The organism is Roseivivax sp. THAF30, assembly GCF_009363575.1.
Lineage (GTDB): Bacteria > Pseudomonadota > Alphaproteobacteria > Rhodobacterales > Rhodobacteraceae > Roseivivax > Roseivivax halotolerans.
The window spans coordinates 2,240,682-2,263,791 of the sequence record NZ_CP045389.1 but is presented as its reverse complement, the minus strand read 5'-3'; the positions used below and the strand labels follow the sequence as shown (position 1 = coordinate 2,263,791).

The 23,110-nt window shown below is 65.4% G+C and carries 22 protein-coding genes; 10 read left to right on the top strand and 12 right to left on the bottom strand.

Going from position 1 to position 23,110, the window contains the following annotated elements; all coding sequences use genetic code 11:
- Positions 1-38 precede the first annotated feature (38 nt).
- Together mfd and FIU91_RS11015 are read right to left on the bottom strand one after the other, a co-directional pair.
- The gene (gene mfd / locus FIU91_RS11020; protein WP_152462481.1) at positions 39-3,524 is read right to left on the bottom strand and encodes a transcription-repair coupling factor; all 3,486 of its coding nucleotides are present in this window, start codon (positions 3,522-3,524) and stop codon (positions 39-41) included.
- Between the two features lie 32 nt (positions 3,525-3,556).
- Positions 3,557-4,084: a component of SufBCD complex gene (locus tag FIU91_RS11015; protein ID WP_152462480.1), complete on the bottom strand. Its 528-nt coding sequence runs from the start codon at positions 4,082-4,084 to the stop codon at positions 3,557-3,559.
- Between the two features lie 197 nt (positions 4,085-4,281).
- Here FIU91_RS11015 and hemB point away from each other — a divergent pair, with 197 nt between their 5' ends.
- Both hemB and FIU91_RS11005 read left to right on the top strand, forming a co-directional pair.
- Positions 4,282-5,280 carry a porphobilinogen synthase gene (hemB, locus tag FIU91_RS11010; protein WP_152462479.1) on the top strand — a complete coding sequence of 333 codons (999 nt, stop codon included), beginning with the start codon at positions 4,282-4,284 and terminating at the stop codon, positions 5,278-5,280.
- Between the two features lie 131 nt (positions 5,281-5,411).
- Positions 5,412-5,969, top strand: a complete 558-nt coding sequence (locus FIU91_RS11005) for a YSC84-related protein (RefSeq protein ID WP_093009893.1) — start codon at positions 5,412-5,414, stop codon at positions 5,967-5,969.
- A 57-nt stretch (positions 5,970-6,026) separates the two neighbouring features.
- On the opposite strand, the gene FIU91_RS11000 is transcribed toward FIU91_RS11005, so the two are convergent.
- The 5 genes from FIU91_RS11000 to FIU91_RS10980 form a co-directional block, all read right to left on the bottom strand.
- Positions 6,027-7,076, bottom strand: coding sequence for a dihydropteroate synthase (locus FIU91_RS11000; RefSeq protein ID WP_152462478.1), 1,050 nt, complete (start codon positions 7,074-7,076; stop codon positions 6,027-6,029).
- Positions 7,073-7,744: an HAD family phosphatase gene (locus tag FIU91_RS10995; protein ID WP_152462477.1), complete on the bottom strand. Its 672-nt coding sequence runs from the start codon at positions 7,742-7,744 to the stop codon at positions 7,073-7,075. Before FIU91_RS10995 ends, FIU91_RS11000 begins: the two co-directional genes overlap by 4 nt.
- Positions 7,745-7,756: 12 nt before the next feature.
- Complete coding sequence (locus tag FIU91_RS10990) at positions 7,757-8,683, bottom strand: methylenetetrahydrofolate reductase (protein WP_152462476.1); 927 nt, start codon at positions 8,681-8,683, stop codon at positions 7,757-7,759.
- Positions 8,684-8,714: 31 nt separating this feature from the next.
- Entirely contained in the window at positions 8,715-9,011 is a 297-nt protein-coding gene (locus tag FIU91_RS10985; RefSeq protein ID WP_093009889.1) for a virulence factor, read from the bottom strand.
- 172 nt (positions 9,012-9,183) lie between these two features.
- On the bottom strand, positions 9,184-10,086 hold the full coding sequence (locus FIU91_RS10980) for a hypothetical protein (protein ID WP_152462475.1): 903 nt from the start codon (positions 10,084-10,086) through the stop codon (positions 9,184-9,186).
- A gap of 161 nt (positions 10,087-10,247) precedes the next feature.
- On the opposite strand from FIU91_RS10980, the gene FIU91_RS10975 reads away from it, so the two are divergent.
- Both FIU91_RS10975 and FIU91_RS10970 read left to right on the top strand, forming a co-directional pair.
- Positions 10,248-11,360, top strand: coding sequence for a Ppx/GppA phosphatase family protein (locus FIU91_RS10975; RefSeq protein ID WP_093010110.1), 1,113 nt, complete (start codon positions 10,248-10,250; stop codon positions 11,358-11,360).
- Positions 11,361-11,405: 45 nt separating this feature from the next.
- On the top strand, positions 11,406-12,143 hold the full coding sequence (locus tag FIU91_RS10970) for an RlmE family RNA methyltransferase (RefSeq protein ID WP_152462474.1): 738 nt from the start codon (positions 11,406-11,408) through the stop codon (positions 12,141-12,143).
- Here FIU91_RS10970 and FIU91_RS10965 read toward each other — a convergent pair.
- Together FIU91_RS10965 and betI are read right to left on the bottom strand one after the other, a co-directional pair.
- Positions 12,121-12,312: a hypothetical protein gene (locus FIU91_RS10965; RefSeq protein WP_152462473.1), complete on the bottom strand. Its 192-nt coding sequence runs from the start codon at positions 12,310-12,312 to the stop codon at positions 12,121-12,123. The two genes, FIU91_RS10970 and FIU91_RS10965, sit on opposite strands and share 23 nt — an antisense overlap.
- Before the next feature lie 81 nt (positions 12,313-12,393).
- On the bottom strand, positions 12,394-12,963 hold the full coding sequence (gene betI / locus FIU91_RS10960; RefSeq protein ID WP_093009885.1) for a transcriptional regulator BetI: 570 nt from the start codon (positions 12,961-12,963) through the stop codon (positions 12,394-12,396).
- Positions 12,964-13,071: 108 nt separating this feature from the next.
- Between betI and choW the strand changes: the two genes are divergently transcribed.
- From choW to FIU91_RS10945, 3 genes are all read left to right on the top strand, one after another.
- The gene (gene choW / locus FIU91_RS10955) at positions 13,072-13,911 is read left to right on the top strand and encodes a choline ABC transporter permease subunit (RefSeq protein ID WP_152462472.1); all 840 of its coding nucleotides are present in this window, start codon (positions 13,072-13,074) and stop codon (positions 13,909-13,911) included.
- A complete protein-coding gene (gene choV, locus FIU91_RS10950; RefSeq protein WP_093009883.1) occupies positions 13,908-14,939 on the top strand; it encodes a choline ABC transporter ATP-binding protein in 1,032 nt (343 codons plus the stop codon). Before choW ends, choV begins: the two co-directional genes overlap by 4 nt.
- A 61-nt stretch (positions 14,940-15,000) precedes the next feature.
- The gene (locus tag FIU91_RS10945) at positions 15,001-15,876 is read left to right on the top strand and encodes a glycosyltransferase family 2 protein (RefSeq protein WP_152462471.1); all 876 of its coding nucleotides are present in this window, start codon (positions 15,001-15,003) and stop codon (positions 15,874-15,876) included.
- 6 nt (positions 15,877-15,882) lie between these two features.
- Here the strand turns inward: FIU91_RS10945 and FIU91_RS10940 are convergent, their stop codons facing one another.
- The 3 genes from FIU91_RS10940 to FIU91_RS10930 all read right to left on the bottom strand — a co-directional run bounded on the left by FIU91_RS10940 (position 15,883) and on the right by FIU91_RS10930 (position 18,858).
- Positions 15,883-16,746, bottom strand: coding sequence for an alpha/beta fold hydrolase (locus tag FIU91_RS10940; RefSeq protein WP_152462470.1), 864 nt, complete (start codon positions 16,744-16,746; stop codon positions 15,883-15,885).
- A gap of 54 nt (positions 16,747-16,800) precedes the next feature.
- A complete protein-coding gene (locus FIU91_RS10935) occupies positions 16,801-17,337 on the bottom strand; it encodes a hypothetical protein (protein WP_152462469.1) in 537 nt (178 codons plus the stop codon).
- 135 nt (positions 17,338-17,472) lie between these two features.
- Positions 17,473-18,858, bottom strand: a complete 1,386-nt coding sequence (locus tag FIU91_RS10930) for a dipeptidase (RefSeq protein ID WP_152462468.1) — start codon at positions 18,856-18,858, stop codon at positions 17,473-17,475.
- Positions 18,859-19,211: 353 nt separating this feature from the next.
- Here FIU91_RS10930 and hemA point away from each other — a divergent pair, with 353 nt between their 5' ends.
- The 3 genes from hemA (at position 19,212) to ispG (ending at position 23,107) form a co-directional block, all read left to right on the top strand.
- Positions 19,212-20,435, top strand: coding sequence for a 5-aminolevulinate synthase (gene hemA, locus FIU91_RS10925; RefSeq protein ID WP_152462467.1), 1,224 nt, complete (start codon positions 19,212-19,214; stop codon positions 20,433-20,435).
- 126 nt (positions 20,436-20,561) lie between these two features.
- Positions 20,562-21,866 (top strand): helix-turn-helix domain-containing protein, encoded by a 1,305-nt coding sequence (locus FIU91_RS10920; protein ID WP_152462466.1) that lies wholly within the window; start codon positions 20,562-20,564, stop codon positions 21,864-21,866.
- A 98-nt stretch (positions 21,867-21,964) separates the two neighbouring features.
- Positions 21,965-23,107, top strand: coding sequence for a flavodoxin-dependent (E)-4-hydroxy-3-methylbut-2-enyl-diphosphate synthase (ispG, locus tag FIU91_RS10915; RefSeq protein WP_152462465.1), 1,143 nt, complete (start codon positions 21,965-21,967; stop codon positions 23,105-23,107).
- Positions 23,108-23,110: the final 3 nt, after the last annotated feature.

The following is a 23,110-nucleotide window of genomic DNA, read 5'->3' as shown; positions in this document are numbered from 1 at the left end:
ATCGCCGGACCGCGGCCCGCCCGTGGCGCGGCGGCGCGTTACTCCGCCGCCTTCGCCTTCTCGGCCTTTTTCGCGTCGCGCACCTTCTCTGCAAGGTCGCGGGCGATGGCGAAGGCCCCTTGGATCTTGTCCTTCTCCTTCGCCCAGTCGCGACGCACGACGATCTTGTTGTCCTTGACCTTCGCAAGCCCGTTCTGCGCCTTGATATACTCCACGAGGCCTTCGGGGGAGGCGAACTTGTCGTTGTGGAACTGGATCGTCGCGCCTTTCGGCCCGCCATCGAGCTTGGAGATCCCGGCGCGTTTGCACATCGCCTTGATCCGCACCACGAGAAGGAGCGTGTTCACCTCGCGCGGCAGCTTGCCGAACCGGTCGATGAGCTCGGCCGCGAAGCCTTCGAGCTCGACCTTCGTTGTGAGCGACGAAAGCCGCCTGTAGAGGCCGAGCCGCACGTCGAGATCGGGCACGTAATCCTCGGGGATCATGACCGTCACGCCGAGATTGATCTGCGGCGACCATTGCTCGTCGATCTCGGACAGGCCCTCGACCTCGCCCGAACGGATCTTGGAAATCGCCTCTTCCAGCATCGACTGGTAAAGCTCGTATCCCACGTCGCGCATCTGGCCGGACTGCTCTTCGCCCAGAAGATTGCCTGCGCCGCGAATGTCGAGATCCTGACTTGCCAGCGTGAAGCCCGCGCCGAGCGTGTCGAGCGAGGACAGGACGCGCAGGCGTTTCTCGGCGGTGGCGGTCAGGCGCTTGCGCGGCTCGGTTGTCAGATACGCGTAAGCACGCGCTTTCGAACGGCCCACACGGCCCCGGATCTGGTAAAGCTGCGCGAGACCGAACATGTCCGCGCGGTGCACGACCATCGTGTTGGCGGTGGGAATGTCGAGGCCCGACTCCACGATCGTCGTCGCCAGAAGCACATCGTACTTGCCGTCGTAGAAGGCATTCATCTTGTCGTCGAGTTCTCCGGCCGCCATCTGGCCATGCGCGACCACGTAGGACAATTCGGGCAGCTGCTCCTTCAGGAACTCCTCGATCTCGGCGAGGTCGCTGATCCGGGGGCAGACATAGAAGCTCTGGCCGCCGCGGTAATGCTCGCGCAGAAGCGCCTCGCGGATCGTGACCGCGTCGAACTCGCTGACATAGGTCCGGATCGCCAGACGATCGACGGGGGGCGTGCCGATGATCGACAGATCGCGCACGCCCGAGAGCGAGAGCTGCAGCGTGCGCGGGATGGGCGTCGCGGTCAGTGTCAGGACATGGACGTCCGTCCGCAGCGCTTTCAGCCGCTCCTTGTGCGAGACGCCGAAATGCTGCTCCTCGTCGACGACCAGAAGCCCCAGATTCTGGAACTTCACGTTCTTCGACAGAAGCGCATGGGTGCCGACGACGATATCGACTGTGCCTTTCGTGAGCCCTTCGCGGGTCTTCGAGGCCTCCGTCGAGGAGACGAAGCGCGACAGCGCTCGCACCTCAAGGGGGAAGCCCCGGAAGCGTTCTGCGAAACTCTGGAAATGCTGGCGGGCAAGCAGCGTCGTCGGCGCGATGACCGCGACCTGGGTGCCCGACATCGCCGCGATGAACGCCGCGCGCAAAGCCACCTCGGTCTTGCCGAAACCCACATCGCCGCAGATGAGCCGGTCCATCGGGTGGCCCGAGGTCATGTCGGTAGCGACATCTTCGATCGCGCGCAGCTGGTCGTCGGTCTCGGGGTAGGGGAAGCGCGCGAGGAACGCATCCCACGCGCCTGTCGGTGGCTCGAGCACCGGCGCTTTCCGAAGCGCGCGTTCGGCGGCGATACGGATGAGACGATCCGCCATCTCCTTGATGCGTTCCTTGAGGCGCGCTTTCTTGGCCTGCCACGCGCCGCCGCCGAGCTTGTCTAGGAGGCCCTCCTCGTGCCCGTAGCGGGACAGAAGCTCGATATTCTCGACCGGCATGTAGAGCCGCGCGCCTTCGGCATATTCGAGAAGCAGGCATTCATGCGCGGCTCCAGCGGCGGTGATGACCTCCATCCCCTGGAAACGGCCGATGCCATGATCGACATGCACAACAAGATCGCCCGGAGACAGCGATTGCGCCTCGGTCAGGAAGTTCTCTGCCCGGCGCTTCTTTCGGGGCGCGCGGATGAGCCGGTCGCCCAGCACGTCCTGCTCGGAAATGAAGGTGATATGGCCCTTCTTGTCGCCCCACGGCCCTTCGAAGCCATGCTCGAGCGCCCAGACCGCAAGGTGAAGGCCGCGCTTGCCGATCCGCGTGCCGTTGGCGATCTCGATCGCTTCGCCGAGACCTTCGTCCTCGATGAGCCCGGAGAGGCGCTCGCGTGCGCCCTCGGAATAGGAGGCGATGACGACGGGGCCGTCCTCGAGTTTCTTCTTCACATGATCGGCGAGGCTGCCGAAAAGGCTGATGCTCTCCTGCTGGCGTTCCGGTGCGAAGTTGCGGCCGAGCCGCCCGCCCGCATCGGCGGTGTTCGGCCCCGAGGCCTGCGGCAACGGAGAGAGCTGCACGCGGCGGCGGCCCGCAACGGCCGTCTCCCAAGCCTCGTCATCGAGATAGAGAAGCTCGGGCGGGGCCGGCTTGTAGACGCTGTCGATGCGGCTTTTTTCCTGCATCGCGATCTTGCGCGTCTCGTATTGGTCGGCGATCTGCTCCCACCGTGCGATGCGCGCGGGCGTCGCCTGTTCGTCGAGAAGAAGCGGCGCGTCCGGCAGGTAGTCGAAGAGGGTCTCGAGCCGTTCGTGGAAGAACGGCAGCCAGTGCTCGATCCCCTGGTGCTTGCGTCCCGCGCTCACCGCCTCGTAGAGCGGATCGTCCGTGCCTGCTGCGCCGAACTCGATGCGGTAGTTCTGGCGGAACCGGGTGATGGCGGCCTCGTCGAGGATCACCTCGGAGACGGGCGCGAACTCCACGACCGACAGTTTCTCGGTCGTGCGCTGCGAGACCGGATCGAACCGGCGCGCCCCGTCGAGGACATCGCCGAAGAGATCGAGCCGCACAGGCCCGCCTTCGCCGGGCGGGAAGACGTCGATGATGCCGCCACGGATCGCGTAATCTCCGGGTTCGGTGACGGTCGGGGCCTGGCTGAAGCCCATGCGGACGAGGAAGGCGCGCAGGGCCTCTTCGTCGATGCGCCCGCCGACCTCGGCGGTGAAGGCCGCCTCGCGCAAGATCTCACGGGCCGGGATGCGCTGGGTCGCGGCGTTGAGCGTTGTCAGCAGCACGAAGCGGGTCGGCGCCCCATGCACGAGCGCGGCGAGCGTCGCCATCCGCGCGGCCGAGATGTCGGCATTCGGCGAGACCCGGTCATAGGGCAGGCAATCCCAGGCGGGAAAGGACAGGACCGGCATCGAGGGATCGAAGAAGGCCAGCGCCTCCGCCATGCGCGCCAGACGCTTGTCGTCGCGCGCAACGAACATCACCGGGCCGTCGCGCGTTGCCACCTCGCGCAAGAGAAGGGTCGCGTCGAAGCCTTCCGGCGCGCCGCCCATGAGAATTTGCGTGTCACCTGCCATAGCGCGCCAAATGGCCCGCGCGCGGGCGCGCGTCAACCGCCGAAGGGGCCGACCACCATGTTCTGATACATGCCCCAGAGCGCGGTGATGAAGATCGCCACCATGCCGATCGCCTGCACGCCGATCCGGTGCCATGTCAGCCGGCGCCTGAGGTCAGGGCCGGACAGGCTCCGCGCCCGTATCACATGCGCCGAGCGCAAGGACAGAAGACCGACAAGCGACATCGGAAAGCCGAGAAGGAACAGGGCCTGCGCGAACTCGACGCCGAACCAGAAGCCCGCGACACAAAGCGCAGCGAGCATGAAGGTGCCGATTGCCGTGATCCACAGGCCCGCCTCTGCCGCGATGTAGAGGAGGCGATTGACGTTGATGCGGACCATGTCCTCGAGGTCGGCCTCCGACTCGCCTCCCATGCGCGCCGCGCGGCCCACCATGTCGTAGGGCACGCCCAGCACCCAATGGCTGGCGGTCGACCACATGACGGCAAGCGCGATCCAGAACCAGAGGTTCGAGAACGACCGCAAGTCGATCACTTCCATGACTGTGAGATGCCAGTCCAAACCTGCCCCACGCGCTCGTCTTTGTGCCCGGACCGTTATTCCTCGTGTGGAAGACCACTGCAATGGGCCGCGACGCCAATGGCGCGATTGACCGGCGGGGCGGGGTTCCGCGCCACAGGGCGGGCTCGGGCTGGACTTCCGGGGCAGGGCTGTGCATCCCCTATGTCCCAAGACAATCTTTCCGAAGGTGCCCTCCGATGCAGCCGCTTCACGCTCCGTTTCCCGCCACGCGGTTCCGCCGCCCTCGAAAGAGTGCCGCGCTGCGCGCACTTGTCCAGGAGACGCAGCTCGCGCCGTCCGATTTCATCTGGCCGGTCTTCGTGCGCGATGGCGAGGGCGTGGCGGAGCCCATCGCCTCGATGCCCGGCGTGAGCCGTCTGTCGGTGGACAAGGTGGTGGAGGCCGCCCGCGAGGCGCATGCGCTGGGCATCCCGGCGATCTGCCTCTTTCCCTACACCGATCCGAGCCTGAAGACGAAGGATTGCGCCGAAGCCTGGAACCCCGAGAACCTCTCGAACCGGGCGACCCGCTCCATCAAGGAAGCGGTGCCCGAGATCGCCGTGATGACCGATGTCGCACTCGATCCCTACAATGTCGACGGGCATGACGGGTTCGTGGAAGACGGGGTGATCGTCAACGACCGCACGGTCGAGGCGCTGGTGAAGCAGGCGCTCTCGCAGGCGGAGGCCGGGGCCGACATCATCGGCCCGTCGGACATGATGGACGGGCGGATCGGCGCAATCCGCGCCGCGCTGGAGGCTGAAGGACACCGCGATGTCTGCCTTCTGAGCTATGCCGCGAAATACGCCTCGGCCTTCTACGGCCCGTTCCGCGATGCGGTCGGTGCATCGGGCGCGCTCAAGGGGGACAAGAAGACCTACCAGATGAACCCCGCCAACCGCGACGAGGCGCTGCGGCTCGTCGCGCGCGATCTCGAGGAAGGCGCGGACATGGTCATGGTCAAGCCCGGCATGGCCTATCTCGACATATGCGCGGCGGTGAAGCAGGCCTTCGGCGCGCCGACCTTCGCCTACCAGGTGTCGGGCGAATACGCGATGCTGGCCGGCGCGGCCGATAACGGCTGGCTCGATCGCGACCGGGTGACGCTCGAAAGCCTGATGGCGTTCAAGCGGGCCGGCTGCGACGGGATCCTGACCTATTTCGCTCCGGCCGCCGCAAAACTCCTCAACGGCTAGCGGTTTCATGCCGAAAAAGCCCAATATCGGGTGACAGCGCGCCGTATTCGGCGTAGTTTCGCCGTGACCCGGCATCAGATCGGGGGGCTTTCGCCCGCACGACGAGGCTTCAGATAAAAAGAGCAGATGACATGACCAATTTTTCCCGGCGCGGCTTTACCCTCGGTCTCGGTGCTACGGGCCTTGTGGCCGCTTGCGACAACGGGGTCGGATCGACCGGCCCGGCGCGGATCGACGCGCGGGTCGATGCGACGCTGAACACGCTTTACTCCCAATATCCCGGCACGACCCAGCTTCGCGAGAAATCCTCGGGTATCCTCGTGATGCCGCTTGTGACCGAAGCGGGGCTCGGCATCGGCGGGGCTTATGGCACCGGCGCGCTGCGCGTCGGCGGGGTGACGGTGGATTACTACTCGGTCGCGAAAGCCTCGGGTGGCTTGCAGATCGGCGCGCAGCAATACGCGCATGTGCTGTTCTTCATGACGCAGGAAGCGCTGTCGAATTTCCGCCGCTCGCCGGGTTGGTCGGCAGGCGCCAACGTGGAATACGCGATCCCCGAAGGCGGCGAGACGCTTTCGGCCGAGACATTGACCTCCACCTCACCCGTTATCGCGGTGATCTTCGGTCAGGCGGGCCTTCGGCTCGGCGCGACCCTTGAGGGATCGAAATACACGCGGATCATTCCGTAAGGCGGACAATCAAGCCGAAACGGAAAGGCCGGGTCGCTGACCCGGCCTTTTTGTTGCCTACGCGCGGCGGCGGCGGCGTCCACCGGCCCGGCCGCCTTCGGCGGCGGCGCCCGGCGCGCGGTTGAACTGGATCCAGGCCGCGCCGGAGGGGTCGTTGTCGGTGAGGAAGTTGGCGGCGCGGATCGCTTCCATTTCCTTGCCCGCTTTCGGCAGCGTCGAGCCGAGGCCGAACATCTGGCAGAACGCCTCGTCGTCCATGTCTGCGGGCAGGGCGATTCCGGCCGCTTCGACTTCGGCGCGCTTCTCGGCGATCTTGGAGGCGGGAACGGGCAGGGCGATCGGGTTCATGATCGCGGAAGTCATGCCCGAGGCGATCGCCATCGGCAGGAAGGCGTTGTTGATGCCGTGGCGGTTGGGCAGCCCGAAGGAGATGTTGGAGGCCCCGCAGGTCGTGTTCACGCCAAGCTCGTCGCGAAGGCGGCGGACCAGCGTGAAGACCTGAAGGCCGGCTGTCGCCATCGCGCCCACGGGCATGACCAGCGGATCGACGACGATATCATGCGCGGGAATGCCGAAATCGGCGGCGCGCTCGACGATCTTCTTGGCAACCGCGAAGCGCACGTCGGGATCTTCGGAGATGCCGGTATCGTCGTTGGAGATCGCCACGACCGGGACGTTATACTTCTTCACCAGGGGCAGGATCTCTTCGAGCCGTTCTTCCTCGCCGGTCACGGAGTTGACGAGCGGGCGGCCATTGGCGGTCTCGAGCCCAGCCTCCAGAGCGCCCGGCACGGAGCTGTCGATGCAGAGCGGGATATCCACGAGGCCCTGCACGAGCTCGATCATCTTCCGCATGAGCGGCGGCTCGGTCTCGTTTGGGTTCGGGTTGGAATTGTAGACAACGCCCGCGTTCACATCGAGCACCGTCGCCCCGGCGGCGGCTTGCGCCAGCGCGTCCTTCTCAACGGTCGAGAAATCGCCCGCTTCGAGCTCGGCGGCGAGCTTCTTGCGGCCGGTCGGGTTGATCCGCTCGCCGATCACGCAGAACGGCTGGTCGAATCCGATGATCGCGGTCTTCGTCTTCGACTCGAGAATGGTGCGGGTCATGGCGTCAGGGCTCCTGTTGGTCTCATGAGGCGGTCGAGCGCGGGCTCGAGCGCGGGATCGTTGAAATCTTCTATGGTCACATGCGCGCCCGCCTGGCGGAGCGCCCTGTCATCAAGGCTCGACCGGATGCCGATCGTGTAGGCCCCCGATCCGCGGGCGGCGCGCGCCCCCGAAGGGCTGTCTTCGAAGGCGAGCGCCAGGGTCGGGCTCACGTCGAGGCGGCGCAGGGCCTCCTGGTAGGGGTAGGGATCCGGTTTCGATTTCGGGCATTCATCGCCGATCACGAGCGTATCGACAAGCTCTGCGAGGCCGAGTGCGCCCAGCATCGCGTCCGCGTTGGCCCGCGGGGCGTTCGTGACGACGCCCACCGCCCAGCCCGCATCCCGCGCCCGGCGCATCAGCGCCTCGCCGCCTGGCATCGCCGGCACATCGCCGTCTGCTAGGCGGGCGCGAAACCGCGCTTCCTTTTCCTTGCCGAGCGCATGCGGGTCTTCATCCGGGAATGCGTCCGAGAAGATCGCCACATTCGAGCGGCCATGCACCCGCGCGAGGTAATCCTCGTGCGTGAAGTCCTGCCCGCGCTCACGGTGAATCTCGGCGAAGACCTCCACGTGGAGCGGGTCCGAGTGGATGAGGGTTCCGTCGAGATCGAAGAGAAGCGCGGGCATGAGGTCCTTCGTTCAGAGGCTGGCTTGCGCGGGGGCGTCGGCCATGACGCCTTGCACCCATTCCGCGCTCTGCTTGATGCCGCCGAGCGGGAAGATATGCGCCGCTTCGATCAGGCTGCCCGGGTTCGCCGCCTTGTGTTGCGCAAGCTCCAGCGCCACTTCGTCGGGCGTGTAGGGCAGGACGAGCTTGGTGACGTCCATCGCGCGCTTCTGCAATACGCGCAGCGAGGGGCCGACACCGCAGGCGATGGCGAACTTGATGAGCGTCTGCAGCTTCGCGGGGCCGGCGAGGCCGACATGGACGGGCAGGGTCACGCCGTTCTCACGCAGGCGATCGGTCCAGTCGATGATCGGCTGGGCCTCGAAGGCGAATTGCGTGGCCATCGCCATCTTCGCATCGGTTCGCTCGGTGAAGGCCTGTTTCCAGCGGGCGGCCTCCATGACCGAGCGCTCGCTGCCATCGGCGTCGATATCGCGGTTGCCCTCGGGGTGACCGGCGACGTGCAGGCGGTCGAAGCCGGCCTTGTCGAATAGCCCGGTCTCGAGAAGCTGCATCGAGGAATGGAAGTCGCCATGCGGCTCGGTCACGCCGCCTGCGAGAATGAGGCCCTGATGCACGCCCGCCTCGCCCTGGTACCGGGCGATCCAGTCTGCGAGGGTTGCCTCGTCCTTGATGATGCGCGCGGGGAAGTGCGGCATCACGGTAAATCCGTCATTGGCGAGCCGCCTGGCAGTCGCGACCATGTCCTCGATCGGCGTGCCGTCGATATGGGCGATGTAGATGCGGGTCTCGGGGGCGAATAGGGCGCGGAAATCCTCGACCTTCTCGGCGGTGCGCGGCATCACCTCCACCGAGTGACCGGTGAGGAAAGAGGCCAGATGATCGCCACCGCGCCGTGCGGCGGACCTGGATTTCGTGCGGAAGGGGAGAAGCGCCATGAGGACCTCCGTCGCGCGCCGGACCGGGTTTCTAGTTCCGGCCATGGTTGTCGATCAGGGCCTTGAGGCGGGTCTGATCGTAATCCGCTTCGATCCGCGCAGCCTCGGCGGCGGCGGCATCGGCGGGGCTGCCATCCACGGCATAAGGTGTGCCCTTGCGCCATTCGGCGAGGTAGGCATCGGTCTCCGCTGCGCCCGATTTCATCGCCGCACGGTCGATCGCCTGCTCGAAACGCTCGGGCAGCTGGACCTTCTCGGCGCGGCGCCCCTTGCCCACGATGACCTGGGCAGGGATGTCGCGCCAATAAACGATGGTGACGTCGGGCATGGAGCGGAGTTCCTTTGACGTGATGCGGCTTCTCTATCGCGCGCGCTCCGTGGCCAAGGGTCGGATTTCGACACTCAAGACCCCGCAGGCGACGTCGGCTATCATACGTGGTTGAACCGCGGGGGCCACAGCCGGGGATCGGAAAACGGCTCAGCCTTTCGATGAGCGCGGCTCATGTTCCCAGAAACGTGACGCCGGGTATCTTCGCGATCCGGTTGAGATCGCGAGTATAGCGGTCGCGGAGTGCGGCCCGGTCGCGGTCGGAGAATTCGGCGATGGGCGGGCCGCTGCGGTCGTCGGCATGAGCGTGAATGATCGCCCGGATCTCGCGGGGGGAAAGCTTGGGGGGCTTCTCGAACGCTGCCTGCATCGCGCGGCAGGCGGCATCCGTGGCTGAGACGTTGAAGCGTCGCTCGAGCGGAGCGAAGCGCATTTGCGCGGTTTCGGGCAGGAGTGCATGCAGCAGCGCCTCGTGGGTCGGTCGGTCCTCGTAGCGCGCGACCAGGATCTCGCCAGGTGAGAACGCGGCGGCGATGTCTTCGACGAGATCCGCCCAGCCGCGCGTCGCCTCCATGAAGCGGGGCGCGTAATCGGAGAACGGCGCGATTTTGCGGAATTCGCACCGTTTGCGATACGCGGATGGAAAGAAGGTCTCGTAAGAGCGCGTGACGAACAGGATGCGGCGCACGGGGCGCGACAGGGCAGACGCAAGGAAGGCCATGCGCTCGCGCGCGGCGCGGTAGGGCGCATCGGCGAAGATCGCGTTGAAACTGCCTGGGATGTTCTCTTCGGAGATGACGCTGCGGGCCCGCAAGTTTACACGCGCCTCGGTGAGCGCCTCGTCCCGGAGAGCCGCGCGCTCTTCCAGCAGTCCCTTGCGAAAGTGCCGTGCGTCGGGAAGGCGCAGGCGCAGCGTTGACGGTGCCTGCCCGTCGCGGTTCGCCACGGCGAGGTTCACGCCGAGATCGGCGAAGGCATCGGCATTGGACGAAAGGAACTCCTGGAAAGAGCCGGTCCCGGTGCGATGCGCGCCGAGATGCAGGAAAAGGCCCTCGTCGGGCAGGGTGATCGGCATGGCTCGCTTCCGTCGGCTCGTGTCGCGGCCATGATCGCGGGACCGGAGCGGGGCGGCAAGGGCCCGCGCCGCCTGCGCGCACCCGGCCATTCGCATGTTGCCGAAACGACGCCGAAGGCGTATCGTTATCCCCAAGTTGACATACGGAAAGGCGCATGAACATGGCGCCAGAGCGTCCCAAAGGTGCGGGCGCTTTCCTGACACCGGTTGAGAGCCCCGCGCCAGAAGGTCCGGATCCGGGCGAGCTTTATGCCGCCCTCGATCTGGGCACGAATAGTTGCCGCATGCTGATCGCCCAGCCCAAGGGCAGTCAGTTCCATGTGGTCGATAGCTTCTCCCGCTCCGTGCAGCTCGGCTACGGGCTCGAGCGCACGGGCAGGTTGTCGCGCAGCTCGATGGGCCGGACCATCGCGGCTTTGAAGGTGTGCCAGCAGAAGATCGCCCGCCACAAGGTCAAGCGGATGCGGCTTGTCGCGACCGAGGCCTGCCGGCGCGCGGCCAATTCGCGAGAGTTCATCCGCAGGGTGAAGCGCGAGGCCGGCCTCGAGCTCGAGATCATCCAGCCCGAGGAGGAGGCACGGCTTGCCGTGATCTCCTGCGCGCCGCTCGTCTCCACCCGGACCGAACAGCTTCTGGTGGTCGATATCGGGGGCGGCTCGACCGAGCTTGTCTGGATCGACCTCTCTTCGGTGCCCAAACGAGACCGGCCGCGCGCGATCATGCGGCTGCATGCGGGCTTTCACACACCCGACAGCCCGTTCCCGGCCGCGAAGGTCGTGGACTGGATCTCGGTGCCGCTGGGGGTCGCGACGTTGCGGGACCAATTCTCGGACGTGGAGGATGACGCGGCGCGGTATGCGCTGATGTCCTGGTATTTCGAGGAGAACCTCGCCGAGTTTGCCCCCTACAAGGACGAGCAGACCCGCGAGGGCTTCCAGATCGTCGGCACGAGCGGCACCGTCACGACGGTCGCGGCCTCGCATCTCGGGCTCAAGCGCTACGACCGCACCAAGGTCGATGGTCTCAGGATGAGTTCGGACCAGATCGAAGCGGTGATCCGGGGCTATCTGTCGATGGGACCCGAAGGCCGGCGACGCGATCCGAGGATCGGGCAGGACCGGCACGTCCTCATCATGTCGGGTGCGGCGATCCTGCAGGCGCTCTTGCGCTGCTGGCCGACCGACCGCCTTTCCGTCGCGGACAGGGGCTTGCGGGAGGGGCTGCTCTACGCGCAGATGTCGGCGGACGGGGTGCTCGAGGATGCACCGTACTGACCGCGGGACACGTCCCGACAAGATTTGAGAGAAGAAGCAGAAGTCATGGCACGCAAACCAGGCGAACGGAAAAGCTCGGGCCGCGGACAACGTGACCTCAAGACCAAGGTCAAGACGGCGCGGGGGCGGCGCGCGTCCTCGACGCGCTGGCTGCAGCGGCAGCTCAATGATCCTTATGTGAAGCGCGCCAAGGCCGAGGGCTATCGCGGCCGCGCGGCCTTCAAGATCCTCGAGCTTGACGACAAATACCGCTTCCTCGTGCCGGGTGCGCGGGTCGTTGACCTTGGATGCGCGCCGGGCGGCTGGTGTCAGGTCGCGGTGACGCGGGTGAACGCGCTCGGCGAGAAATCGGGCAAGGCGCAAGGCACGGTCCTTGGCGTCGACTTGCAGGAGGTCGAACCCATCGCCGGGGCGGAGCTGCACCAGCTCGACTTTCTCGAGGATGGCGCGGACGACAAGGTCAAAGCCTGGCTCGGCGGCTCTGCCGACGTGGTGATGTCGGACATGGCCGCGTCGTCGTCGGGGCACAAGCAAACGGATCACCTGCGGATCGTCGCACTTTGCGAAGCGGCCGCGGAGTTCGCGTTCGACGTTCTGGAAGAGGGCGGAACCTTCGTTGCGAAGGTGCTTGCGGGAGGTGCGGAGGCCGAGCTTCAGGGGCTGCTGAAGCGGCGGTTCGACAAGGTCGCCAACGTGAAGCCGCCCGCCTCGCGCAGCGATTCCTCGGAGAAGTTCGTCGTGGCGACAGGCTATCGCCCTCTCACGCCAGCCGAGGGCGACTGAGACTGCCTGTCGCGCGGGACTGAAGCCGCGCAAGGTCGGCAGGGGTCAGCGGTGTCTCGAAGGCGTTGTCGGACAGGCCCGATTGCCGCCATGCCTGGCACTGGATCGCGAAGAGCCGGCGCAGTTTCAGCGTCTTGAGCGGTGCGGGGTCGAACTGGACGTGTCGCATGGGCGGTGCCTTCCATCGCTGCGGCGGCACCTTGGCGCGACATTCGGGCCAGGATTTGGCCGAGGCGCGGTCATTGCTGGGTCATTTCGCGGAGAGCTCGATATCGAGCGCGGCCATCACCTGCGCGATGGCGGGGGCGGAATCGACGCTGGTGCGATCCAGCGCGAAGCGCAGGTAAAGCCCGTCGACGAGGCCCGCGATCCGTTCCGCCGCCGCCTCCGCCCGCGCGCCGGCAAGAGGGCGTAGATCGTGCAGCAGCGTCGAATTGAACCGGCGGTGATAGATCGTCAGGAGCCGCTGCGCCTCGGCCGAAGTCTGCGCGAGCACGTAGAAATTGAGCCAGGCCGCAACCGCGCCTTCCTCGAAATGACTCTTCGCGAAGGATACCTGAAGGACCGCCTCGATCCGTGCGCGCGAGCCTGACGCGCCCTTGAGCGCCTCCACCACCTCGCGCCGGAACCCTGTCAGGATCGAGCGCATCGCGGCGAGGAAGAGCTTCTCCTTGTCGCCGAAATAGTGAAATGCGAGCCCCGGAGAGACGCCGGCGCGCTTGGCAATCTGGCCGACCGTCACATTGAGCGTGCCTTTCGCGCCGATTTCGCGCAGAGTGGCGGCGATCAGGTCGCTTTTACGCTGGATTTCCTTGCCCATACGGCCCCTTGCCCCGCTTTTCCGAAACTTCGGTTGCAATTCGAGGATAGGCCGTGGTTAATTGACTCGTCAATCAACAATTCGACGGCAACGAGGACCGGACCCGAGATGCTCGACTGGCTGACCGATTACAAGATTCCCGTGGGCGACACCGCCGAGGCGGTGTTCGACTGGATACGCAGCAATCTGGGTTTCCTGCTCGACGGGCTCTCCTGGGTGATGGAGCACATGATCGACGGCATCCTCTGGGTGCTCGAGACACCGCATCCCTTCATCGTCATCGCAGCTTTCGTTGCGATTACCTGGGCGCTGCAGCGCAACTGGAAGATCTGCCTTTTCGTTGCGCTCGGCTTTCTCTTCGTGCTCAACCAGGATTACTGGGACGAGACGCTGGAGAGCCTGACGCTGATCCTGTCGGCCTGCGTCGTCTGCATGGGGGTGGGCGTGCCCATCGGTATCGCGGCGGCGCATCGCCCCAAGCTCTATACCGCGCTCCGGCCTGTGCTGGACCTGATGCAGACGCTGCCCACCTTCGTCTACCTGATCCCGGCCATCGTCTTTTTCGGGATCGGCATGGTGCCGGGCCTGATCGCGACGGTGATCTTCGTGGTGCCCGCGCCCATCCGCCTTACCTATCTCGGGATCGTCTCGACGCCGACCGCGCTGAAGGAAGCCGCGACCGCCTTCGGCGCGACGCCGCGCCAGCTTTTATGGAAGGTGGAAATGCCCTCGGCCTTTCCGCAGATCATGGCCGGGCTCAACCAGACGATCATGCTGTCGCTTTCGATGGTGGTGATCGCGGCGCTCGTGGGCGCGGATGGCCTCGGCGTGCCGGTGGTGCGCGCGCTCAACCAGGTGAACACCTCGCTCGGCTTCGAGAGCGGCTTCGTGATCGTCGTCGTCGCCATCATGCTGGACCGCATTCTCAACGTGGGAGACCGCAAATGAGCCATGCCGTGAAGATCGACAACGTCTCCATCGTCTTCGGCGACGAGCCGGAACGCGCATTGCCGATGATGGACCAGGGCAGATCCCGCCCCGACATCCAACGCGAGACGGGGCAGGTGCTCGGCGTGCACAATTGCTCCATCGACGTGGAAGAGGGCGAGATCCTCGTTCTGATGGGGCTTTCGGGCTCCGGCAAATCGACGCTCCTTCGGGCCGTGAACGGGCTCAATCCGGTGGTGCGCGGCAAGGTCGAAGTCAGCGACGGCGGCGCGATGGTCAACGTCACCGATGCCAGCGAGGCGGAGCTGCGCCGGATGCGGCTCAAGCGCGTGGCGATGGTGTTCCAGCAATTCGGTCTCCTGCCGTGGCGCACGGTGCGCGACAACGTGGCGCTGGGGCTCGAGCTTGGCGGATTGTCCAAGGCGGAGCGGGCCGAGCGTGCGGACAAGCAGCTCGGGCTCGTCGGGCTCGACGGTTGGGGCGACCGCAAGGTCGGTGATCTGTCGGGGGGCATGCAGCAGCGCGTGGGCCTCGCGCGGGCTTTCGCAACGGATGCGCCAATCCTTCTGATGGACGAGCCGTTCTCGGCGCTCGATCCGCTCATCCGCAACAAATTGCAGGACGAGCTTCTGGATCTGCAACGCGAGATGAAGAAAACGATCATCTTCGTGAGCCACGATCTCGACGAGGCTTTCAAGATCGGCAACCGGATCGCGATCATGGAAGGCGGCCGGATCGTGCAATGTGGTCGCCCGCAGGACATCTACTCAAAGCCCGCAAACGACTACGTGGCGGAGTTCGTGGCCCACATGAACCCGTTAGGGGTTCTGACCGCGCGCGACGTGATGGAGCCCGCGAACGGAGCGCCCGAGATCCGGGTGCCCGCGGGCATGCGCGTCGAGGAGGTCATGCGGCGCTGCGCCGATGCCGATGCGCCGGTCGGCGTCGAGGAGAATGGCGCGCTGATCGGGCAGGTCAGCGAGACCGGATTGCTGCGCCGCCTGCTCGATCCGCGCGGGCAGGGCTGACGGGGCGCGCCGCGGACGCTAGAGTGCCGCCGACGCGACCCGCAAGAGGCCTCGAGCAGACATGCAGACGACCGCCGCCGCGCTGACAATGGTCAGGGACGACGCCTTCTTCCTGGACAAATGGCTCGCCTATTATGGCGAGATGTTCGGCCGCGAGAACTGCTACGTCATCAATCACGGTCGCGGCGAGACGGTTGCGCGGATGGCGGAAGGGTGCAACGTCATCGGTCTGCCGGGCGATCCTGATCCCAATTTCGAGCGCAAGCGCTGGCGGCTTCTCAATCGCATGGTCGAAGGGCTTCTGGGGTATTACGCGCATGTGGTCGTGGGGGATGTCGACGAGATCGTCGTGATGGACCCCGAGACCGGGCACACGCTACTGAGCTGGCTGAAGGGCAAGGCGCGGCGGCGCGTCTATACGCCCGTTGGGCTCGACGTATTCCATCGGATCGACCGCGAGGATGCTCCGGTCGGGGATCACGTCATCGGTCCGCGCCGGCACGTGAAGCTCCTGCCGTATCACTCGAAGCCCTGTGTGCTGGGCCGGCCCGCGCAGCTGTCTCGCGGGGGGCATTACGCCAAGGCCGAAAACCTCAATGCCCCAGAGGGCATGTACCTGCTGCACCTCAAGTTCTGCGATTTCGCGCAATACGTGGCGGCGATGGATCGCCGCAACCGCGTCATCGAAGAGATCGGTGTCGGCGTGAAGGAGACCTCGATAGGGCGGCACTGGTTCGCCGAGGCGCGCGGCGAGGATCGGGCGGTGTTCGAGGCGTTCGCGCAGCTCGAGGAGCGGGAGGGCTTCGACCTCGCATGGCTCCGGCGCGACATGGCGAAAAGTTGGAAGCCACGCGGAGAGACGGGGTTCTGGCAGTTCGACCGCCCCGATTACGGCGTGCAATATCGCCTGCCGGAGCGGTTCGACGGGATCGTGTGACACGGCTTAGATCGGGGTGAGCCCTGTCAGGAAGTCCATCAGCACTGCGGCCGTCGCGTCCGGGGCCTGATCGGGGAAGAAATGTCCGCCGGGCATCGCCTTGGCGCGCATGTCAGCAAGTCGTGGCGCCCAGGTCTCGGGGACATCCATGAGGCGCGCCATCGCGCCGTCCGCGCCGTAAAGGACGAGGGCGGGGCAAGTGACAGAGCGGTCGAGATCGTGCGCGTCGTCCGAGACATCCACCTCGATCGCGGCGCGGTAATCGTCGCACATCGCGCGGATCGCAGCCGGATCCCGCCAGGCCGCGCGGTATTCCGCCAGAAGCTCGGGCGAGAAATCGGAGAGCGCAGCCTTGCCGAAACCCAGAAGGCAGCGCTCGAAATAGGCGTCGGGATCGTGACCGATGAGGGTTTCGGGGAAGGGCGCGGGCTGGGCGAGGAAGAACCAGTGGTAATAGGCCGAGGCCACCTCCATCGTCAGATCGCGCAAGAGGTGATGCGTCGGCACGATATCCATCAATGTCAGCGAGGAGATGCGGTCCGGCGCGTCGAGCGCCATCCGGTGCGCGACCCGCGCGCCGCGGTCGTGACCAGCAAGTTGGTAGCGCTCATGCCCGAGGGCGGACATCAGGCCATTCATGTCGCGGCCCATCGCGCGGAAGGACATGGCTTTAACGCCCTCTGGCTTGTCGCTCGCGCCATAGCCGCGCAGGTCCGCAGCGATCACGTCGAAGCGCTGCGCCAGTGTCTTCGCGATGGGGCGCCACATGGCACGGGTCTGCGGAAAACCATGCAACAAGAGGAGCGGCGGGCCGCTGCCCTGCCGCTCATACGCGATGCACGTGCCGTCGATATCCGCGAATTCCGTCATGTCGACTCCTGCCCTGAACGAGCAGGTTAGGCCGGCTGACGGGACGCGCCAAGATCAGTCGGTGATCGACCGTGAGACGAAGGCGATGGTGGAGGTGTCGACGCCGATCGTCTTCTCGGCTGTATCCGTGGCCGCGAGCAGGATGGCCTGCGTTCCGGCGCCGAGAATCTCTACCCCGCCATGCAGGGCATCCGCCGGTATCTGGGTCACAACGATCGCGCCAAGGGCACCGACAAGCAGGCTGCCCGAGACGCCGCGCTGTTCGCGGCCACGGAGCAGGCAGCGCATGGCGTGAAAACCGAGCTTGATCGCCGAGACAACGACCAGCGCCGCCAGCGCATAGAGGATCCAATCCCGGTGCTGCGCGGAGAGCGCGCCTTGCGCGAGGCTTTCCTCGAGATAGGCGCGGTTCTCGGCAATCGAGATCACGAAGCCGATCCAGGCGAACCCAATGATCGACCAGAGGACCGGCCGCTCGCAGCGATTGCTCACGATCGGCTTTGAAAATCCGTGGCGCGCATAGAAGCTGTCGACGCGACCGATGCGCGCCTTGAACTCCTGTAGCCCCTGTTTCTTGAACGTCTTTCCCATGTGCCCAAAGAGCTTAAGGATTGTGACCCAAAAAAGGTGAGGCGCGGGCACAATTCGGGATAGGCGCTTAATCGACCATCTGGAGAGGTTGTATTTGCATAAATGCAACGCTTCCGGCTCGGGCCTTCGTTCAGATCACGGCGCCGCCTGTCCAAGCGCATCGAGAATACGGGCCCATGACCGGATGCCCTTATGGAAGCTCTCCACGTCGTATTTCTCGTTCGGGGAGTGGATTGCGTCGTCATCCTTTGCAAACCCGATCAGCATCGGCTCCATGCCGAGAATCGTTTTGAAATACCCCGCGATCGGGATTGATCCGCCCATGCCCGCGAAGACGGCCTCGCGGCTCCATTCGTCGCTGAGCGCGCCGCGGGCGAGCTCGAATTCCGGGCGCGATGTATCCATCACCGAGGCGGGTGCGCCGTCGAGGCTGCCATGCCAGACGACCTCCGTATCGACCGGCAGGCGCGCTTCGATATGGGCGCGAAGGGCGTCGCGAACCTGCGCGGGGTCCTGATCGCCGACAAGGCGGCAGGTGAGCTTGCAATGCGCCTCGGCGGGAATGACCGTCTTGGTCCCCGCGCCGGTATAGCCGCCCCACATGCCGTTGACCTCGAGCGTCGGGCGTGCCCAGACCTGCTCCATCGCCGAAAAAGCCTCCTCGCCATGCGCGCGGCTCATGCCGATGCGGCCCAGAAACGTCGTCTCGTCGAAACCGGCATCGGCCCATTGGCGGCGCAGCTCGTCGGACAGCTCCGGCACGCCCTCGTAGAAGCCGTCGACCGCGACGCGCCCCGTCTCGTCATGGAAGCTCGCGATGAGCTTTGATATCTCACGGAGCGGGTTGAGCGCGGGGCCGCCATAGAGGCCCGAATGCAGGTCCATTCTCGGACCCTTGAGGGTGAATTCCTCCTTGAGCATCCCGCGCAGCTGCGTGGCGATGGACGGAAGGCCCGGCGCGGCCATCGTCGTGTCGCAGATCAGTGCGACGTCCGCCGTCAGCTCCGCCGCGTTTTCCTTCATGAAGGGCACGAGCGAGGGCGAGCCCGATTCCTCCTCTCCCTCGAAGAAGAAGGTCACTTTGCAGGGCAGTTTGCCATGTTCGGCCATGTAGGCGCGGCACGCCTCCACGAAGGTCATGAGCTGGCCCTTGTCGTCGGACGCGCCGCGCGCCCGGATCACCTTCTGTCCGTCCACCTCTTCGATAGCCGGATCGAAGGGGTCGCGGTGCCAAAGCTCCAGCGGGTCGACGGGCTGCACATCATAATGGCCGTAGAACAGAAGATGCGGACCATCGCCGTCCACATGCGCCACGACCATCGGATGGCCCGGTGTTTCGCGCCGCTCGGCCGCGATGCCCATCGCGTTCAGATCCTTGACCAGCCATTCCGCCGCGCGGTCGCAATCGGCCTGGTATTCGGGATCGGTGGAGATCGACGGGATCCGAAGGAGGTCGAACAGACGCTCCAGCGCGGGGTCGAGATCTGCATCGATACGGGAGAGAACGGCGTCGAGGGACATGGGAACGTGACCTTTCGAGAGAAGCTGAACCATAGGTATCAGGGCGTCTCGCCGTGTCCAGTGCCCGGCGAGGGGGCAGGAAAACCAGCCAATTCGTCGCGGTTTCGAAGGGAATGCGACATCGGATATTCAGAATTTGGGCGCTAGTCCTATATCGCCCACAATGGCGGGGATCGATGCCGAGATGAGCGCCGGGCGCTTAACGTCGGGAAAGGTTGCGGCCCAGTTGATCGAGATCAAAGCTGCGACCCTCGGTCCCGGCCTATGCGGTTGTCTTGCGAAGGCGGCAGCGATACTCACCTTGCGACGGGCGCCGCTTTCCTCGCGGCACTCACGACGACGGAGGACGAAGCGTGGATTACGACGCACAACTGGACCAGGCGATCGAGCGTCTGCACGAGGAAGGCCGCTACCGGACCTTCATCGATATCGAGCGCCGTCAGGGACAGTTCCCCCACGCCACCTGGACGCGCGCCGATGGCAGCGAGACCCCGATCACAGTCTGGTGCGGCAACGATTACCTCGGCATGGGTCAGCATCCGGTCGTCCTCGAGGCGATGCACGAGGCGATCGACGCGACCGGGGCAGGCTCCGGCGGCACGCGCAACATCTCGGGCACGACCGTTTATCACAAGCGGCTCGAGGCGGAGCTGGCGGATCTGCACGGTAAGGAAGCGGCGCTTCTCTTTACCTCCGCCTATATCGCCAACGATGCCACGCTCTCGACGCTGCCAAAGCTCTTTCCGGGTCTCATCATCTATTCCGACGCGCTGAACCACGCCTCCATGATCGAAGGCGTGCGCCGCAATGGCGGGGCCAAGCGCATCTTCCGGCACAACGACGTCGACCATCTGCGCGAGCTGATGGAAGCGGACGATCCCGATGCGCCCAAGCTGATCGCGTTTGAATCGGTCTATTCGATGGATGGCGATTTCGGTCCGATCGAAGCGATCTGCGATCTCGCCGACGAGTTCGGCGCGCTGACCTATATCGACGAAGTGCACGCGGTCGGCATGTATGGCCCGCGCGGCGCAGGCGTCGCGGAGCGCGACCGCCTGATGCACCGGCTCGACATCATCAACGGCACGCTCGCCAAGGCGTTCGGCGTGATGGGCGGCTATATCGCGGCCTCTGCCAAGATGTGCGACGCGATCCGATCCTACGCGCCGGGCTTCATCTTCACGACCTCGCTGCCGCCCGCCGTGGCGGCCGGGGCGGCCGCATCCGTGGCGCATCTCAAGCGTGACCAGGCGCGGCGCGACCTGCACCAGACGCAGGCGAAGATCCTCAAGACCCGCCTCAAGGCGATGGGCCTGCCGATCATCGATCACGGCAGCCATATCGTGCCGGTCATCGTCGGCGATCCGGTTCACACCAAGCAATTGTCCGACATGCTGCTCGAGGGCTACGGTATCTACGTGCAGCCGATCAACTTCCCCACGGTCCCGCGGGGCACGGAGCGTTTGCGCTTCACGCCGTCGCCGGTACACGGGCCGAAAGAAATCGACACGCTCGTGCGCGCGATGGATGAGCTGTGGTCGCATTGTGCGCTGAATCGTGCCGAATTGTCTGCCTAGGCCTTAAAACGCTTAGAATTTCGTTGCCATGTGCTATCGTTAGCGGAAATAAGCTCACGCACGAATCGTGGGACACGCGGCTTCATGGACGGTTGGCGCGTTTTTTCTAAGAGTGGGGCAGACGTCATGATCGGGCGAAAATCCCGAAAATCAGTCGAAGACGACATCGTCGCACCGCAAGGTTACGACGACTTCGAAGTGCGGCTCGGCGACGTGATGCGCGGCGAGCGCGCCACGATGGGCAAGTCCCTCCTCGACGTTGAGCGCGAGCTTCGGATCAAGGCGAATTACATCGCCGCGATTGAAAACACCGACCCCACCGCTTTCGACACGCCCGGCTTCATCGCGGGCTATGTCCGGTCCTATTCGCGCTATCTCGGGCTCGATCCCGATGAGGCCTTCTCGCAGTTCTGCGCCGAAAGCGGTTTCTCTACCGCGCATGGCATGTCTGACGAGGCATCCTCGGTAAAGCGCAAGGAGCCGATCGTCGCTCCGCGACCGGATCGCGATCCTCTCGCAGAGCCGCGCATCTCTTTCGCTCCCGCCGGCGAATCCTTTCTCAGCCGGGTAGAGCCGAGCGCGATTGGATCGACGTTGGTTCTGTTCCTGCTCGTTGCCGGTATCGGCTATGGCGGCTGGACGGTCCTGCAGGAGGTGCAGCGCGTGCGCCTCGCGCCAGTTGATCAGACGCCAGTCGTGCTGTCGGACCTCGACCCGGTCGACGTCGCCAGTGCAACCACCGAGGACGACACGACTGCCGACGGATCGGGCGTGTTCAATCCGCCGTCTTCCGAGGCGCTCGACCGACTTTACCGCCCGCAGGCGCTGGATGTGCCTGTGCTCGTCGCGCGTGATGCGCCTATCTCCACGCTCGATCCGGCCAGCGTCGGCGCTTTCGCGGATGCCGACCGGCGGTCCTTGCCGCATCGCGAGGGGCCGCAGGATGCAGAGGCCCAGTTCGCAGCCGTGAACGGGCAAAGCTCCACCGCGGCGGTCTCGGGCGTCGAGGGCGCACTTGCCGAGGCGCTTGGCCAGGCCAACGAAGTGGCCAGCGGCCCGCAGGTTCTCGAAACCACCGGGCCGGGCGTGACCATGATCGCCGTGCGTCCGGCCTGGGTGCGCGTGCGCGCCGCCGACGGCACCGTGATCTACGAGGCGATCATGAATGCGGGCGACACGTTCGACGTGCCGCGCACAGAAGAGGCTCCGACCTTGCGGATCGGCGAGTCGGGCGCGGTCTATTTCGCCATGAACGGTCAGACCTACGGACCGGTCGGCCCGCGCGGCTCGGTCACGTCGAACCTGGCCCTGTCGGTGGACAACCTGTCGCAGACCTACGAGGTCGCGCAGATCGAGGCGGATGCGGATCTCGCGCGCGTCGTGGCAGAGCTCAACGTCTCCGGAACACCGGATCTCCCCACCTCCGAGTGATCCTGTGCGGCTTGCAAGGCGCGCGCCCTCCGACTAGCTAGGAGGGTGAGACGCGCCGCCCCTTTTCCTGTGCGGCGCAGGGCTGAAAGGAGCAGGCGATGAGCCTCAACCACGTCCGTCCCTGGCGCAACATCTATCGCCGCACCTCGCGCAAGATCATGGTCGGCGATGTAGCGGTCGGGGGCGATGCGCCGATTTCCGTGCAGACGATGACGAACACCGCGACGACTGACGTCAAAGGCACTCTGGCGCAGGTCATGGCCGCTGCCGAAGCGGGGGCCGACATCGTCCGCGTCTCCGTGCCGGACGAGGCCTCCGCGAAAGCGCTGAAAGAGATCACGCGCGAAAGCCCGGTGCCGATCGTCGCCGATATCCACTTCCACTACCGCCGCGGGATCGAGGCCGCCGAGAACGGCGCGGCCTGCCTCAGGATCAATCCGGGCAATATCGGCTCCAAGGATCGCGTGCGAGAGGTGATCCAGGCGGCCCGCGATCACGGCTGTTCGATGCGGATCGGCGTCAATGCCGGATCGCTCGAGAAGCACTTGCTCGAAAAATACGGCGAGCCGTGCCCGGACGCGATGGTGGAATCCGGGCTCGAACATATCAAGGTGCTGGAAGACAACGACTTTCACGAGTTCAAGATCTCCTGCAAGGCGTCCGACGTGTTCATGGCCGCCGCCGCGTATCAGCAGCTCGCAGAAGCGACCGACAAGCCCATCCATCTCGGGATCACCGAGGCGGGCGGACTCATGTCCGGCACGATCAAGAGCGCGATCGGCCTCGGCAATCTTCTGTGGATGGGCATCGGCGACACGATCCGCGTCTCCCTTTCGGCCGATCCGGTCGAGGAAGTGAAGGTCGGCTACGAGATCCTGAAGTCGCTGGGGCTGCGCCACCGCGGCGTGAACATCATTTCCTGTCCGTCCTGTGCGCGGCAAGGTTTCGACGTCATCAAGACGGTCGAGACGCTTGAAGACCGGCTCGCCCATATCAAGACGCCGATGTCGCTTTCGATCATCGGCTGCGTGGTGAACGGGCCGGGCGAAGCGCTGATGACCGACGTCGGTTTCACCGGCGGCGGTGCGGGATCGGGCATGGTCTATCTCGCGGGCAAAGCCAGCCACAAGATGTCCAACGACCAGATGATCGACCACATCGTCGAGGAGGTCGAGAAGCGCGCCGAAGCCATCGAGGCCGGCGAGGCCGAGCGCCCCGAAGAGGCTGAGCCCGCCGAATAGGGC